We start from the raw sequence: 14,742 nt of genomic DNA, 5'->3' as shown, positions 1-14,742 counted from the left end.
ATACATCCATTCTGTTCAGTCTGGAGCAAGGGCATGTCTGATATTAAAAAGGTGGTGCTGGCCTATTCCGGTGGCCTGGATACCTCGGTAATCGTTCGCTGGTTGCAGGATACCTATGAGTGTGAGGTGGTAACTTTTACCGCCGACATCGGCCAGGGTGAGGAAGTGGAACCGGCGCGCACAAAGGCCAAGGCGCTGGGCGTCAAGGAAATCTACATCGAGGACTTGCGCGAGGAGTTCGTGCGCGACTACGTGTTCCCGATGTTTCGCGCCAATACCATCTATGAAGGTGAGTACCTGCTGGGTACCTCCATCGCACGCCCGCTGATCTCCCGTCGTCTGATCGAGATTGCCAATGAAACCGGCGCGGATGCGATTTCTCATGGCGCGACTGGCAAGGGTAACGACCAGGTGCGCTTTGAGCTGGGTGCTTACGCGCTGAAGCCGGGTGTGAAGGTGATTGCGCCCTGGCGTGAGTGGGATCTTAATTCCCGCGAGAAGCTGCTGACGTACTGCGAGGAGCGCAACATTCCGGTGGAAAAGAAGAAGGGCAAGTCCCCTTACTCCATGGATGCCAACCTGCTGCACATTTCCTACGAAGGCATGAATCTGGAAGACCCCTGGGCGGAAGCCGAGGAAGATATGTGGCGCTGGAGTGTGTCTCCGGAAGCCGCACCGGACACGCCGACTTACGTTGAAGTGACTTATGAAAAGGGCGATATCGTGGCCATTGATGGTCAGGAGATGAAGCCACATGTGGTGCTGGAGACCCTGAACAAGCTGGCTGGTGACAATGGCATTGGCCGTCTGGATATCGTTGAGAACCGTTACGTGGGCATGAAGTCCCGCGGTTGCTACGAAACCCCGGGCGGTACCGTGATGCTGCGTGCTCACCGTGCGATTGAGTCCATCACTCTGGACCGGGAAGTGGCGCATCTGAAGGACAGCATCATGCCGCGGTATGCGGAGGTGATCTACAACGGTTACTGGTGGTCGCCGGAGCGTGAGGCGCTGCAGGCGCTGATCGATCAGACCCAGACCTATGTGAATGGCACGGTGCGGTTGAAGCTCTATAAGGGCAATGTGGATGTGGTCGGGCGGAAGTCTGACGATTCGCTGTTTGATGAGAAGATTGCGACCTTTGAGGAAGACCAGGGCGCGTATGACCAGAAGGATGCGGAAGGCTTTATCAAGCTGAACGCTTTGCGCCTGCGTATTGCAGCTGGTAAGGGACGCAAGCTTTAAAGTCTGGATCCGTGCCTGCTGGGCTTGGAGTAGTCGCCAGGCAGGTACCGCTTTTCAGGACACGCTACGAGCACATCCATGTGCGCTTGACGTTGGCCATCCCTGGCCAACGACAGTCCTGAAAAGCGGTACCTGCCTGGCTCTCTGAGACTCGATGTTGCCTGCCTTATGACCCGTTTAGTTGGCGGAACTCTCCCGGGGTCTTTCCCGTTTCTGCTTTGAACTTCCTGTGAAACGATGTTGTTTCGCTGTATCCCAGCCTCAATGCGATCTCCGGTATTCCCAAGGTGCTGTTCGCCAGAAAGTCCTCGGCCATGGCCTGCCTGACTTCGTCCAGTAGTTGCTGGTAGGTAACACCTTCCTGACTGAGTTTGCGCTGCAGCGTTCGGCTGGTCATGCCCAGGTGGTCTGCGACCATGTCTTGTCGGGTGATGCCGTGCATCAGTTGGTTGCGGATGCTGTGTTTTACCCGGGTGGTCAGGGCGGTATCGGTTTCCAGGGAGGCCAGTTGGCTGAGGGCGTGGACTTCGAGGGTTTTGCGGAGCAGGGGGTCTGGCTGGCGCAGTGGCGTGTTCAGCAAGCTCTTGTGCAGGATGATGGTATCTTCACCCGCGCCGAACCTGACCGGGCAGCCCCAGCGTTTGGTGTAGGCGCTTTCCAGTTCCGGGCCGGGGGAGGGGTGTTCCAGGTGCACTTCTACCGGCGAGGCGGTGTCGTTGTCCGCCAGCCAGCGGGCGTAGTGGATCCAGGAGGCGAAGACGTTGTCCACCATGTGCGGCCGAACCACCGGGTCGGTGTAGTTGCAGGCCCAGGTCAGGTTGATGTGGTCGCCGCTGGCGGTGAGATGTGTCGTGCCCATGTCGCCCACCAGTTTTTCAAACGGCGCAATTCTCGTTACGGCTTCGCCAAGGGTGGCGCAGCTCATGGTGATATACCCCAGAACGCTGTAGGAACCCGGCTGCACATAGTCCCCGGTTTCCAGGCCGAGAATGGAGTTGTTGGTTTCCTCGACCAAAAGGCGGATGAACGCCTGGAACTGTTCCCCGTTTAAACGGCCGTCGTCGGTTTGAAGAATCGACGAATCAAGCCCGGCTTTGGTAAATAGGGATCCGGTATCAATGCCCCGGGCATGGGCGGCGCGAACGTATTGTCTGAGGGCGGCGACGGAGGCGGTTCCGAGGGTGTTCATGGTTACGGCAACTTCTTGGGGTTATTGTTGGCAGAAGTATACCGGAGTTTGAAACGAAAAAAGCCAGCTAAAAAGCTGGCTTAAAAACAAGGAAAGAACGAAAGTGCCTGAAAAATTCGTTAATTCTGTGGACTCTCCCATTTGGCGGCGGAGGTACAACTCGGCTCCTCCGCCATGGGGGATACTGCTTGAATCCACAATTTCAGAATAGGACTTTCGGGTGGGGAAGTCTGTTTGTGATGTGTTTCGTGGTGTTACGGAGTGTGTAGGCGAAACGGGAGGAAGTGGTGGGGTGTTTTGTCGGATTACGCTTCGCTAATCCGACCTACGGGTGCCACAAGGTTGGACATGGGATGTAGGTCGGATTAGCGAAGCGTAATCCGACAGGCCCTCAGGCCTTCTCCATCTCGGGCCTGGTCTCCGTAAATCGCCTTGTCTCATACGCATCCACCAACCCCTGAACCGCCGCCCGCTCCATCTCCGGAACCGACGGCGTACCATTCTGGGCATCCGCCCGGCAAAGCACCATGCCCGCCTCAACGGAAATATAACCCGCTGTAGTCTTCAGGGCCTTGTGATTAATACCATCAAACACCCGACGAAATGCCGTTGTGGAGCAGTGGTCGCTGTTGGGGAAGTGGGCGATGATGGCGTACTGGTTGTCGCCCACCCGGCACAGGGAATCCATGGGCCTGATCAGGTGGCTGAGGCGGCGGGCGATGCCCACGGCCAGTTCGCTCATCACTGAAGGCGCATGCTTGCGTTTGAGCTCCTGCCAGTTGCGAATGCCGCAAAGCACGTAGGCAGAGGCCCCGCCGCGGGATTCAGCCTGGCGCAGGCACTTGCCGATCTTGTCGCGGGAGTAGCGGTTGTTGCACAGGCCGGTTTCCAGATCAATGATGCTGCTGTTTTCCAGTTCCCGGTTGTTCTCGATCAGCAGGGAATTGGCTTTCAGGAGTGTATTCTGGCGGTCTGCCATGCGATCGGCGGCGAAGATCCGGGGGATCAGCTGTTTGGTCATGTCCGACTTGTAGATGAAGTCGTCCACGCCGCGGTCGAAGGCTTCTGACAGGGCTTCCACACTCTCGCGGGCGGTGAGCAGGATCACATAGGTGTAGTGGTTGTTCTGCTCGTCCTGCTGGCGCACCTGGTCGGTAAGCTCCAGCCCGTCCATCTCCGGCATCAGCCAGTCAGCAATCAGCACGCTCACCGGGCGCTGGTCGATAAACTCGAGCGCGGCGGGTGCATTGTTAGCGATTCGCACGTCGCGGTATCCTGCATTGCGGAGGGTGCGGCCTACCACCATGCTGCTGAATTTTGCGTCGTCTACCACGAGAATGGGAAGGTCAAGATTTGGCATTGTTATCTACTACTCACCAGTCCATTGTCAGATGCGGTGCCGCCCCGGTCTTGGTATGCTTTGGCACCTTATAAAACCAGAGTGCAACCAGAAGGGCTCCAGTATAGCGTTTTGTGCGTGCCCTGACGCGGATAATTGTAAAAAGTGAGAACCCACCATGCCTTCTTTTGACATAGTTTCTGAAATCGACATGCACGAAGTCACCAATGCCGTGGACCAGGCCAAACGCGAGCTGGGCAATCGCTGGGACTTCAAGAACGTGGAAGCGGATATCGAGCTGGACGACAAGGGCATTACCATCAGTGCCGAGCAGGAATTCCAGCTGGAACAACTGATGGACATGCTGAGAATGGCCTTTGCCAAACGCAACATCGATGCCCGGGCGCTGGCGGAAGATGGCGAGAGTAAGTCCGGCAAGCTCGTAAAACAGCATCTGTTGCTGAAACAGGGCATTGAGACCGACATGGCCAAAAAGATCGTCAAGATGATCAAGGACGGCAAACTGAAGGTCCAGGCCAGCATCGAGGGCGACAAGGTGCGGGTCAAAGGCAAGAAGCGTGACGACCTGCAAACGGCCATTGCTCTGCTGAAAGAAGCCGAGCTGGACGTGCCGTTGCAATTCAACAATTTCCGCGACTGATTCGGGGGCTGAACCATCTTATCCGGCACCAACCTGGCGCTGCTCAGGGAAACTGTTTACACCTACACCCGCTGGCAGGTCATCGCGCTCCTGTTTCTGGGCTTTTCGGCTGGCCTGCCATTCCTGCTGGTATTCTCGACGCTGAATGCACGGCTGGCGGATGTTGGAGTGGAAACAGCCACTATCGGGTTCTTCAGTTGGCTGGGCATTACCTACTCGATCAAGGTGTTCTGGGCGCCGGTGGTGGACCGGGTGAAGCTGCCCATCCTAGACAAACTGCTGGGCAAGCGCCGTAGCTGGATATTACTGGCGCAGGCAGGCATTGCTACCGGTCTTTACCTGATGGCACACGTTGACGCCACCGTCGCGCCGGAAATGATGGCGTTCTGTGGCCTGCTGGTGGCTTTCTCCTCTGCCACCCAGGATGTGGCCATTGATGCCTACCGCATCGAGATTGCCGAAGAGCGGCTGCAGGCGGCGTTGGCGGCTACCTATATCTTCGGTTACCGACTGGCACTGCTGGTAGCCGGGGCCGGGGCCCTGTACCTGGCGGAATTCTGGTCCTGGCAGGTGTCCTACGAGGTGATGGCGCTGCTGGTCGGCGTGGGTACTGCGACTGTGCTCATCGTGCGGGAGCCGGCGGTCAATCACTTCGCCGCCGCCCAGGACATCGCCGACAAGATCGAACACGAAGCCAGCAAACGCACCCACCTGAACCCTCGTCTGGCGCGGTTTATCGGCTGGTTCTATGCTGCGGTGGCCGGGCCGTTCCTGGATTTCTTCCGCCGTTACAAGGAACTGGCGATCCTGATTCTGGTGATGGTGGCGGTGTACCGCATATCGGACATCGCCATGGGCGTGATGGCCAACCCCTTCTACCTGGACTTTATGGGCTTCTCCAAAACCCAGGTGGCGGACGTGACCAAGATCTTCGGTTTCTTTATGACCATCGCCGGCTCTCTGGTGGGCGGTGTGCTGGTAGTGCGCTATGGCGTGCGCAAGATACTGCTCACCGGCGCCATCATGACGGCGGCCACCAACCTGCTGTTTGTGGTTCTGGCGCAATACCCCCCGAATATCGCCACCCTGGCGCTGGTGGTCAGCGCCGACAACCTCAGTGGCGGTATCGCCAACGTGGCACTCATCGCCTGGCTCTCCAGCATGACCAGCGCGGCCTTCACCGCTACCCAGTACGCGCTGTTCAGTTCGTTGATGACGTTGCCGGGTAAATTTATTGGTGGTTTCTCGGGCATGGTAGTGGCCGGCTTCGGGTACGGGGAGTTCTTCCTGGTGGCGGGGCTGATGGGCATACCCGCTATACTGCTGGCGTGGTTCATGATCAAAAAAGGCGAACGCCTGGATGCCCTTGCACCCCGCAACGAAGAAGTCGAAGACGAACCCCGTAGGTCGGATTAGGCCTGCAAGGCCGTCATCCGACACCGCTCCGCCTGATGGCCGTTGCCTGGCTCATTGGTGGCTGGCCCGGCGGCGGGGGTACCTTTTCTTTGGAAAAAGAACTCGCTTTGCTCAGACACCTTTTTCTGGCAAAAACGGTACCCCCGCCGCCGGACCGATTCTGACTTTGCGGGTAACGTTGGCATTTGTCGGATTACGCTTTGCTAATCCGACCTACAATCCCAGGTTGATGTTTCCCACGTAGGTCGGATTAGCCGAAGGCGTAATCCGACAACCCAAACTCAAGCCAAGCACTATGACTGAACCCACAAAGGACCAAAAAATCTGGCAGGTCGTAGCTGCCATCCCCGCGGGCAAGGTCGCCAGCTATGGCCAGATCGCTGACATGGCCGGCCTTGGGCGGCAGGCTCGATACATAGGCAAGGCTCTGGGCAAGCTTCCCGAGGGGCATTCCATTCCCTGGTACCGGGTGATCCGAAGCAATGGGCAGATTGCGTTTCCCATCGGCAGTGAGGCGTTTGAGGTTCAGGCTCAGAATTTGCGGGAGGAGGGGGTTTTGGTGGTTGATGGGAGGGTTTCGATGCGGGAGTTTGGGTGGCGGCCTTAGGTTTTTGGGGTGGTTTTGGGCTGATTGTCGGATTACGGCTTCGCCTAATCCGACCTACATGTTCCAGGCAACTCCGAGCAAACCGTAGGTCGGATTAGGCCCTCCGGGCCGTAATCCGACAAAAACTCTCACTCTCGCCCAACCCCTTCAAGTTCTGCTTCATCAATCCCCCAATCCACCGGCAAAACCCCCTCCCTCACAAACCGATGAAAACTCGAATAAGGCCAATCAACCGCGCGTGCCACATAGCCGTGTTTGACAGGGTTGTAGTGGATGTAATCGACATGCCGGTTGAAGTCGTTTTCGTCCCTGATGGTGTGTTCCCAGTAGCGCTTCTGCCAGAGTGATTTGGGCTTGCCGGGTTTGCCCGTCGAGTGCTGCGGGAAATGTTTGGTGAATCCGCCTTTAACCAGACGCCACCGGGTGGAGTAGTTGGTGTCATCGGCTGGCAGGGTCCAGAGGCAGTGGATGTGGTCAGGGAGGACGACCATGGCGTCGATGGTGAAAGGGTGGCGGTTGATGACGTTGCGGAGGGTGGTTCGCAGGCGTTGGACGGCGGCGGGGTTGTTGAAGAGTGGGGTGCGGTTGGCGGTTACGACGGTGAAAAAGTAGGTGCCGCCGGGGAGGCGGTTGCGGCGGTAGTTCATCATACGTCCTTGTATGGGTTGGTGGTGTTTTCGGGTTTTGGCAGTTGTCTTCGGGATTTGTCGGATTACGCTTCGCTAATCCGACCTACGTTAATCACGGAGTGCAGTCGGGCAGGGGGTGGTGGTATTTTTTCTGCCGGAAAAAGGTGTCTGAGCGCAGCGAGTTCTTTTTCCAAAGAAAAAATACCACCACCCCCTAGCCAGCCCCCAAACCCCTCAGGCTAGGGGGTAAAGGTAAAAGGCCTACAGACGAAGCGCCCCGTCGACCTCGATTATCCGCCCGGACATGTAGTCGTTCTCGAAGATGAACGCAGCAGCGGAGGCGATTTCCTCGGGCTTGCCCATGCGCTTCAGGGGAATGCCAGCGGTCATTTTCTCCAGGGCTTCTGGCTTCATGGAGGCGGTCATCTCGGTTTCGATGAAGCCTGGTGCAATCCCCATGCAGCGGATACCGTAGCGGGCGAGTTCCTTGGCCCAGACCGGAACCAGGGCTGAAACACCGGCCTTGGCGGCTGAATAGTTGCTCTGGCCCATGTTGCCGGCGCGGGAAATAGAGGCAATGTTGATGATCACACCCTGGTCACCACTCTTGATCATCTGCGTGGACGCCTCGCGGCCGCACAGGAAAACACCTGTCAGGTTCACATCAATCACCGCCTGCCACTGGGACAGCTCCATGCGCTTCTCTACCTCGCCGTCCTTGCCCTTGACCATCAACCCGTCACGCAGGATGCCTGCGTTGTTGATCAGCCCGTTCAGCTGGCCGAAATCCTTCACGATGGTTTCAAAAGTCCTTTCTACGTCCTCTTCCTTCGCCACGTTACAGACGTAGATTCTGACGTCGCCGCCGGCTTTGTCGCACGCAGCTGCGGCTTCTTCCAGCTTTTCCGGCATCAGGTCGATCAGCGCCAGGCGGGCGCCTTTGGCGGCCAGGTATTCGGCCATCGCACGGCCCAGACCCTGGCCGCCACCGGTAATTGCAATCACGGAATCTTGAAGTTTCATGTTTTGCCCTAAGGTAATGAATAAACAAGCGAGGCGAGTATACCAGAGCTGGTTACTGCCACCGCAATCAGACACAGCGCACCCCGGGAGGCTCTTTTGGGCGTTTTTCTGTTTTTATTCATCGTCATGCCTATTGTGGAGATGACGATTCTGATCAAGGTGGGAACCCTTATTGGCGCCCTGAACACCGTAGGCCTGGTATTGCTGACAGCGGTCATCGGTGCGGCACTGCTGCGGCAGCAGGGGCTGGCCACGCTGTTGAAGGCCAACCAGCGGCTCAACAGCGGTGAGTTGCCTGCGAGGGAAGTGGCCGAAGGTCTGATTCTGGCGGTGGGCGGCGCCTTGCTGCTGACTCCCGGCTTCGTGACCGACGCCATTGGCTTCCTTTGCCTGATTCCGGGCTCCCGCCACTGGCTTGCGGCTCAGGCGCTAAAGCGCATGGTGGTGGCCGGCCAGGGCAGCAGTTTCACCTTTACCGCCGGTCAGCGCGGACCGTTCGAGGGGCAGGGGCCTTTTGGTGGTCGTGAGAGGCCGTTTGGCCGTCAGAACCCCTTCGACCGGAATGGTGACATCATTGAGGGGGAGTACCGGGAGGAAACAGAGCATGACCATCAGCGCCTGGACCGCAGCGATGACGATTCGTCGGAAAAAAAGTGAAAATTTTTTGCGCCAAGTATTGAAAACCAATGCGCCACCCCCACATAGGTCTCACAAGTTCGCTGCGGGCCAATAACCGCTGTAAAACAGTTGGTTAAAAGCCCCGGCTTTTAACGCAACCATCATTGCCAAACCTAAACTGACATTGGAGATATCGAGCAATGAAAATACGTCCGCTACACGATCGTGTTGTCGTGCGCCGTAAGGAAGAAGAAGAGAAAACAGCTGGTGGCATCGTGCTGCCGGGTAATGCCAAAGAGAAGCCGTCTCAGGGTGAAGTTATCGCCGTAGGCAACGGCCGTATTCTCGACAATGGCGAAACCCGTGCATTGGCGGTCAAGGTTGGTGACACCGTAGTCTTTGGTCAGTATGCCGGTAATACCGTGAAGGTTGACGGCGAAGACCTGCTCATCATGAGCGAAAACGACATTTTCGGCGTTCTCGAGTAAGCACTCGGTTACGCAGCAATCCGATTGAATGAACAAATTGGGTTTAACGAACAGGAATAGAAGACATGGCAGCAAAAGACGTTAGATTCGGTGACAGCGCCCGTAAACGTATGGTTCAGGGCGTTAACGTTCTGGCAGACGCAGTGAAAGTGACTTTGGGTCCGAAAGGCCGCAACGTGGTTCTGGACAAGTCCTTTGGCGCACCGACCGTCACCAAGGACGGCGTATCCGTCGCCAAGGAAATCGAACTGAAAGACAAGTTCGAAAACATGGGTGCCCAGATGGTCAAGGAAGTTGCTTCCCAGACCAACGACACCGCGGGTGACGGCACCACCACAGCGACCGTTCTGGCTCAGGCGATTGTTCGCGAAGGCATCAAGGCCGTCACAGCCGGCATGAACCCGATGGACCTCAAGCGGGGCATCGACAAGGCGACCATCGCCGCTGTACAGGCCATCCGTGACCTGTCCAAGCCCTGTGACGACAACCGCAACATCGCGCAGGTAGGCACCATTTCCGCCAACGGCGATGAGACTATCGGCAAGCTCATCGCAGACGCGATGGAGAAAGTCGGTAAAGAAGGCGTCATCACTGTTGAAGAAGGCCGTGGCCTGGAAGACGAGCTGGACGTCGTTGAAGGCATGCAGTTCGACCGTGGCTTCCTGTCTCCGTACTTCATCAACAACCAGGAAAACATGTCCACCGAGCTGGATGATCCGTACATCCTGCTGGTCGACAAGAAGATCTCCAACATCCGCGAACTGCTGCCGGTGCTGGAATCCGTAGCCAAGGCTGGCAAGCCGCTGATGATCATCGCTGAAGACATCGAAGGCGAGGCCCTGGCGACTCTGGTTGTGAACAACATGCGCGGTATCGTGAAAGTGGCTGCCGTCAAGGCACCTGGCTTCGGTGACCGTCGCAAGGAAATGCTGCAGGACATCGCCATCCTGAGCGGTGGTACTGTGATTTCCGAAGAGGTCGGCCTGACTCTGGAGAACACCACTCTGGACGATCTGGGTACAGCCAAGCGCATCAACATCACCAAGGAAAACACCACCATTATTGATGGTGCCGGTGCCCAGGGCGACATTGAAGCCCGCGTTGAGCAGATCCGCAAGCAGATCGAAGACAGCTCTTCCGATTACGACAAGGAAAAGCTCCAGGAGCGTGTGGCCAAGCTGGCTGGCGGTGTTGCTGTCATCAAGGTTGGCGCCGGTTCCGAAGTGGAAATGAAAGAGAAGAAGGCCCGCGTTGAAGACGCCCTGCACTCCACCCGCGCTGCGGTTGAAGAGGGCGTTGTACCGGGCGGCGGTGTTACCCTGATCCGCGCCATTGCGGCCCTGGACAAGGTGGACGCGATCAACGAAGAGCAGAAGGCTGGCGTGAACATCCTGCGCCGTGCCATGGAAGCTCCGCTGCGCCAGATCGTAACCAACGCCGGTGGCGAAGCCTCCGTTGTGGTGAACAAGATTCTGGAAGGCGAGGGCGCTTACGGTTACAACGCCTCTACCGAAGAGTTCGGTGACATGCTGGAAATGGGTATCCTTGACCCGGCCAAAGTCACCCGCTCCGCACTGCAGGCCGCTGCTTCCGTAGCTTCCCTGATCATCACCACCGAGGCGATGATTGCGGATGAGCCGGAAGAAGAAGGCGCCGGCGGCGGTATGCCGGACATGGGTGGTATGGGCGGAATGGGAGGCATGGGCGGCATGATGTAATGCCGGCCTGACCCGGACTGTTTCTCATTTTTTGAGGAATGGCCCCATAAACCCATAAAAAACCCCGCGTCGGTTCACACTGACGCGGGGTTTTTTGTTTTTTTGTCATGAACTTGCGAAAGGGCTTTGTTAGACTCGGCAACCGGCCATTTATCTTTGTGACACTGTATGAGCGAAACCCCCGCAAAAGCCTTTTTCAGACCCGGCAAAGTCTTCCTGTTGACCCTTGCCGGTGTGCTGATTTATCTGGTTGCGTTGGTGGTTCTTGTCCCTGCCGGCTGGTTATGGCACCAGGCGTCGGCCCACATTCAACTTCCGCCGGAAGTTCAGGTCAGGCAGGTATCCGGTAAGGCCTGGTCCGGTGCCGCTGGTGCCGTGGTGGCTGGCTATCCTATCCGGCTGGAGTGGCAGCTTGGCATGCCATCACTATCAGGATTGTCATTACCGGTGGGTTTTTCACTGGTGACTTCACAATCCTCTGTTGATGGTCGTGTCAGTCTTGGCTGGCAAGGGGCCGGTACTCTCGATGCAAGGGGCCGGCTGGCAGTAGCCGAGTTTGAGGATATGATCCGTCGCAGTGGCGGCGCGGTGATCGAGGGGGACGTCACCATTGACCAGCTTGTGCTGTCCTGGCAGGACGGCCGTATCACCGGTGCTGACGGGCTCGGCCGGTGGGCAGGTGGTAAGGTGACCTGGCCCATGGGGAACAGCGTTGGGCAGGCGGATTTTCCGCCCATGCGGGCGACCCTGGACAGTACCGCTGACGGTGTTGCGCTGGTGGTGGCGCAGCAGGGTGGTGGTGGCCCCGCGGCGGATGCCGAAATACGCTGGAATGGCATGATGGATTTAAGGGTATACAAGCGCATGGTGGATCTGGCCGGTCAGCCATGGCCCGACTCGGCCAGCCCCGACGACGTGGTTTTCCGGGTAAGGCAACCACTGATTCCGGGAGGCGCCCTTTGATCGCCGTGGCGTCTGCCCTTGGCGGCCAGCGAATGCCGCGCGTGCTGGCCAATCTGTTACTGGTCGGTCTGGTGGTTTATCTTGCCTTGGTGTTGGCACAGACTACATGGTTGATCGCCTGGGACGAGCGCCCGGTTGCGGTGGCGTCGTCCTCTGGAGGTGCCGCCGGCATCGCCGCTGCAACAAGGCGATTGCAACCCCTGGCTGCCCACCAGTTGTTCGGCAGGCCTGCGGAGCGGGCCCGGGTGGCTGAAGTGGTTCGACGCTCGGCACCGGAGACCCGCCTTAACCTCAGGCTTGAGGGTGTATTGGTAGCAGAGCGCCCGGAAGACTCCGGTGCTATAGTGGCGGGAAGCAATGGCGTAACAGAGCATTATCGCGTGGGTGATGTATTGCCCGGCAACGCAGAGCTTTCGGAGGTGGAGCCTGGCCGCGTTCTGATTCGTCGGAATGGCCAGTATGAAAGCCTGACCTTTGATGATGAAGTGCCAGCAGGCCTGGTTGAGGATGTGGAGGAAGAACCGTTAGCTTCTTCCCCGGAACAGTTCCTCAGTGATGCCAGGGAGCAGCTCGACTCCCAGGGTGTTGCCGCCCTTGCGCCCTATGGCCTGAGCCTGGCGGGCAATGACGGCAGCTCCGGTTATGTATACGATGGCTCCAATGCCATGCTCAATGCCGTCAGCCTCAGGGCCGGTGACGTGATTACCGCCGTCAATGGCCAGCGCCTGGGTGATCTTGAGCAGGACATGGCGCTATTGGAAAATTGGCGGTCTGAGCCGCAACTGGAAATCGAAATCGAACGGGACGGATCCATTCTGACCGTAAGCTATGCCATACCTGAACAGTGGCGCTGAACGGATTTAACAATAGGACAAGAACGCCAGATGCTGAACCACAGATCCAATCTATTCCGGGCTTTCGTTGTGGCCCTGTTGCTACCCCTGATGTCTGTAGCTTACGGCCAGGATGAAACCTGGCGGCTGAACCTCAAAGATGCCGACATCCGTGCTTTTGTAACTCAGGTGGCTGACATTACCGGTTACAGCTTCGTGGTGGATCCGCGGGTAAAGGGCAAAGTCACGGTGCTGTCCAGTGCCCCCATGAACAAGGATGAGATTTACGATCTGTTCCTCGCAGTGCTGCAGGTGCATGGTTTTACCGCCATCCCCGGTGAGGAAGTGATCAAGGTGGTCCAGCAGGTGGATGCCAAGCAGTCCGCCGAGTCGCTGGACCGGTTCACGGAGATACCCTCGGAACAACTGATTACCCGGGTCATCCAGATTGATAACGCCAATGCCCTGGAACTGGTGCCCATCCTGCGGCCGCTGGTGGCGAAATACGGTCATCTGGCAGGCGTAGCCGCAGCAAACGCCCTGATTGTCAGCGATCATTCGTCCAATATCCGCCGTATTGAACAGATTGTCCGGGAGCTGGACAGCCCCTCCAAGTACGAAGTGGAAGTAATCCAGCTTGAGGAAGCCTGGGTTGGCGATATGGTTGAGCTTTTACAAGAACTGGCGCCGGATGAGCTTGGGCGGGGAGGCGGAGAAAATGCAGCCCGCAAATACAGTGTGACAGCGGATGAGCGCAGTAACCGACTGATTCTCCGTGGTGATGAAACCTTCCGCGACAAGATGCGTGGCCTGATCACCAAGCTTGACCAGCCCTCCGCCACCGGCGGCACCACCAAGGTCATTCGTCTGAGCCATGCCGATGCGGAAAACCTGACGGAAATTCTTAAGGGTGTTATGGGTGAGTTGGCCAAGGAATCTTCAGGCTCCAATGGCTCGACAGGTGGCGGCTCCGGTAGCACCCGCACCTCTGGCTTCGCTGTGTTTGCCGATGAAGGTCTTAACGCGCTGGTAGTGCGTGGTGAGCCGTCCATGATGCAGGAAGCCGAGCAGATCGTGCAGGCGCTGGACGTGCGCCGTGCGCAGGTGATGATAGAGGCTGCCATTGTTGAGATCAGCGATTCGCTGGGGCAGGACCTGGGCGTTCAGTTAGCCGTTGGCGATGAGTCCGGTGGTTCCACGCCCGTGGCGGGCAGCAATTTCGATAATGTCGGCCGCAGTCTGGGCGACGTACTGGGCGCTATTTTGTCTGATTCGTTTCTGTCGCCCGCCGTGGGTGGTATTACTGTTGGTGCGGGCCAGCGTGATGAAGACGGGCTGTCCTGGGGCGTTTTGCTTCAGGCGTTGTCTACGTCTGCGGCGGCGAACCTTTTGTCCACACCGAGCATTATAACGCTGGATAACCAGGAATCTGAAATAATCGTTGGCCAGAACGTGCCTTTCCGGACCGGGCAATCCACGGTAACCGGTGACGGTACCACCAATCCATTCACCACCATCGAACGCCGGGATATTGGTCTGACCCTGAAAGTGACGCCAACCATCAGTGCTGACGGTTTGGTGCGCCTGGTGGTGGAGCAGACCACTGAAAATATCGCGGACAGTATTGAGTCAGCTTCGGACATCATTACCAATAAGCGTGAAATCAAGACCACTGTGCTGGCGGATGATGGGGAAACCATTGTTCTTGGCGGCCTGACCACGGACGACCTCCAGATCAACAAAAGCAAGGTACCCCTGCTGGGTGATATCCCCGTACTTGGCCGTCTGTTCTCGTCTGAATCGGAGCGCCGGGTGAAGCGTAACCTGCTGGTGTTCCTGCGACCCACCATCATGCTCGGCAAAGCCGAGTCGATCGCTGCCACGGATGAGAAGTTCCAGAGTCTGTGGGAGATCAATCTCGATGTTCGTCGCAAGCTGGGACTCCCTGACCCTGAAAGCCCGCCTACGAAAGATTCGCTGTTTAACCCAAATAATGACTGAACGTCCTTGCGA

14 protein-coding genes are annotated in these 14,742 nt (G+C 57.6%); 10 read left to right on the top strand and 4 right to left on the bottom strand.

What is annotated here, in order from left to right:
• Positions 1-33 precede the first annotated feature (33 nt).
• Positions 34-1,245: an argininosuccinate synthase gene (locus tag FDP08_RS05665; protein ID WP_137435026.1), complete on the top strand. Its 1,212-nt coding sequence runs from the start codon at positions 34-36 to the stop codon at positions 1,243-1,245.
• Positions 1,246-1,411: 166 nt separating this feature from the next.
• Here FDP08_RS05665 and FDP08_RS05660 read toward each other — a convergent pair whose 3' ends face one another.
• Entirely contained in the window at positions 1,412-2,434 is a 1,023-nt protein-coding gene (locus FDP08_RS05660; RefSeq protein WP_137435025.1) for an AraC family transcriptional regulator, read from the bottom strand.
• A 391-nt stretch (positions 2,435-2,825) separates the two neighbouring features.
• Positions 2,826-3,794 (bottom strand): response regulator, encoded by a 969-nt coding sequence (locus FDP08_RS05655; protein WP_137435024.1) that lies wholly within the window; start codon positions 3,792-3,794, stop codon positions 2,826-2,828.
• A 157-nt stretch (positions 3,795-3,951) separates the two neighbouring features.
• On the opposite strand from FDP08_RS05655, the gene FDP08_RS05650 reads away from it, so the two are divergent.
• From FDP08_RS05650 to FDP08_RS05640, 3 genes are all read left to right on the top strand, one after another.
• A complete protein-coding gene (locus tag FDP08_RS05650; protein WP_137435023.1) occupies positions 3,952-4,434 on the top strand; it encodes a YajQ family cyclic di-GMP-binding protein in 483 nt (160 codons plus the stop codon).
• Between the two features lie 15 nt (positions 4,435-4,449).
• Positions 4,450-5,850: an AmpG family muropeptide MFS transporter gene (locus FDP08_RS05645; protein WP_427901852.1), complete on the top strand. Its 1,401-nt coding sequence runs from the start codon at positions 4,450-4,452 to the stop codon at positions 5,848-5,850.
• Between the two features lie 295 nt (positions 5,851-6,145).
• Positions 6,146-6,457: an MGMT family protein gene (locus FDP08_RS05640; RefSeq protein WP_137435021.1), complete on the top strand. Its 312-nt coding sequence runs from the start codon at positions 6,146-6,148 to the stop codon at positions 6,455-6,457.
• 128 nt (positions 6,458-6,585) lie between these two features.
• Here the strand turns inward: FDP08_RS05640 and FDP08_RS05635 are convergent, their stop codons facing one another.
• Together FDP08_RS05635 and FDP08_RS05630 are read right to left on the bottom strand one after the other, a co-directional pair.
• A complete protein-coding gene (locus tag FDP08_RS05635) occupies positions 6,586-7,107 on the bottom strand; it encodes an REP-associated tyrosine transposase (RefSeq protein ID WP_137435020.1) in 522 nt (173 codons plus the stop codon).
• 240 nt (positions 7,108-7,347) lie between these two features.
• Entirely contained in the window at positions 7,348-8,109 is a 762-nt protein-coding gene (locus tag FDP08_RS05630) for an SDR family oxidoreductase (protein ID WP_137435019.1), read from the bottom strand.
• A 96-nt stretch (positions 8,110-8,205) separates the two neighbouring features.
• Between FDP08_RS05630 and FDP08_RS05625 the strand changes: the two genes are divergently transcribed.
• From FDP08_RS05625 to gspD, 6 genes are all read left to right on the top strand, one after another.
• Positions 8,206-8,766 (top strand): FxsA family protein, encoded by a 561-nt coding sequence (locus tag FDP08_RS05625; protein ID WP_137435018.1) that lies wholly within the window; start codon positions 8,206-8,208, stop codon positions 8,764-8,766.
• Positions 8,767-8,927: 161 nt separating this feature from the next.
• Complete coding sequence (gene groES / locus FDP08_RS05620) at positions 8,928-9,215, top strand: co-chaperone GroES (RefSeq protein WP_007155569.1); 288 nt, start codon at positions 8,928-8,930, stop codon at positions 9,213-9,215.
• A 65-nt stretch (positions 9,216-9,280) separates the two neighbouring features.
• Positions 9,281-10,933, top strand: a complete 1,653-nt coding sequence (gene groL / locus FDP08_RS05615) for a chaperonin GroEL (RefSeq protein WP_137435017.1) — start codon at positions 9,281-9,283, stop codon at positions 10,931-10,933.
• A gap of 168 nt (positions 10,934-11,101) precedes the next feature.
• Positions 11,102-11,896 carry a type II secretion system protein N gene (locus tag FDP08_RS05610; RefSeq protein ID WP_137435016.1) on the top strand — a complete coding sequence of 265 codons (795 nt, stop codon included), beginning with the start codon at positions 11,102-11,104 and terminating at the stop codon, positions 11,894-11,896.
• A 32-nt stretch (positions 11,897-11,928) separates the two neighbouring features.
• Positions 11,929-12,750, top strand: a complete 822-nt coding sequence (locus FDP08_RS05605) for a type II secretion system protein N (RefSeq protein ID WP_137437233.1) — start codon at positions 11,929-11,931, stop codon at positions 12,748-12,750.
• 30 nt (positions 12,751-12,780) lie between these two features.
• Positions 12,781-14,730: a type II secretion system secretin GspD gene (gene gspD, locus FDP08_RS05600; protein WP_137435015.1), complete on the top strand. Its 1,950-nt coding sequence runs from the start codon at positions 12,781-12,783 to the stop codon at positions 14,728-14,730.
• Positions 14,731-14,742: the final 12 nt, after the last annotated feature.

Origin of the sequence: Marinobacter panjinensis (genome assembly GCF_005298175.1) — a bacterium.
GTDB classification, from domain to species: Bacteria; Pseudomonadota; Gammaproteobacteria; order Pseudomonadales; family Oleiphilaceae; genus Marinobacter; species Marinobacter panjinensis.
Note: the sequence above shows the minus strand (reverse complement) of the source record. Positions and strands in the feature narration are given on the sequence as shown.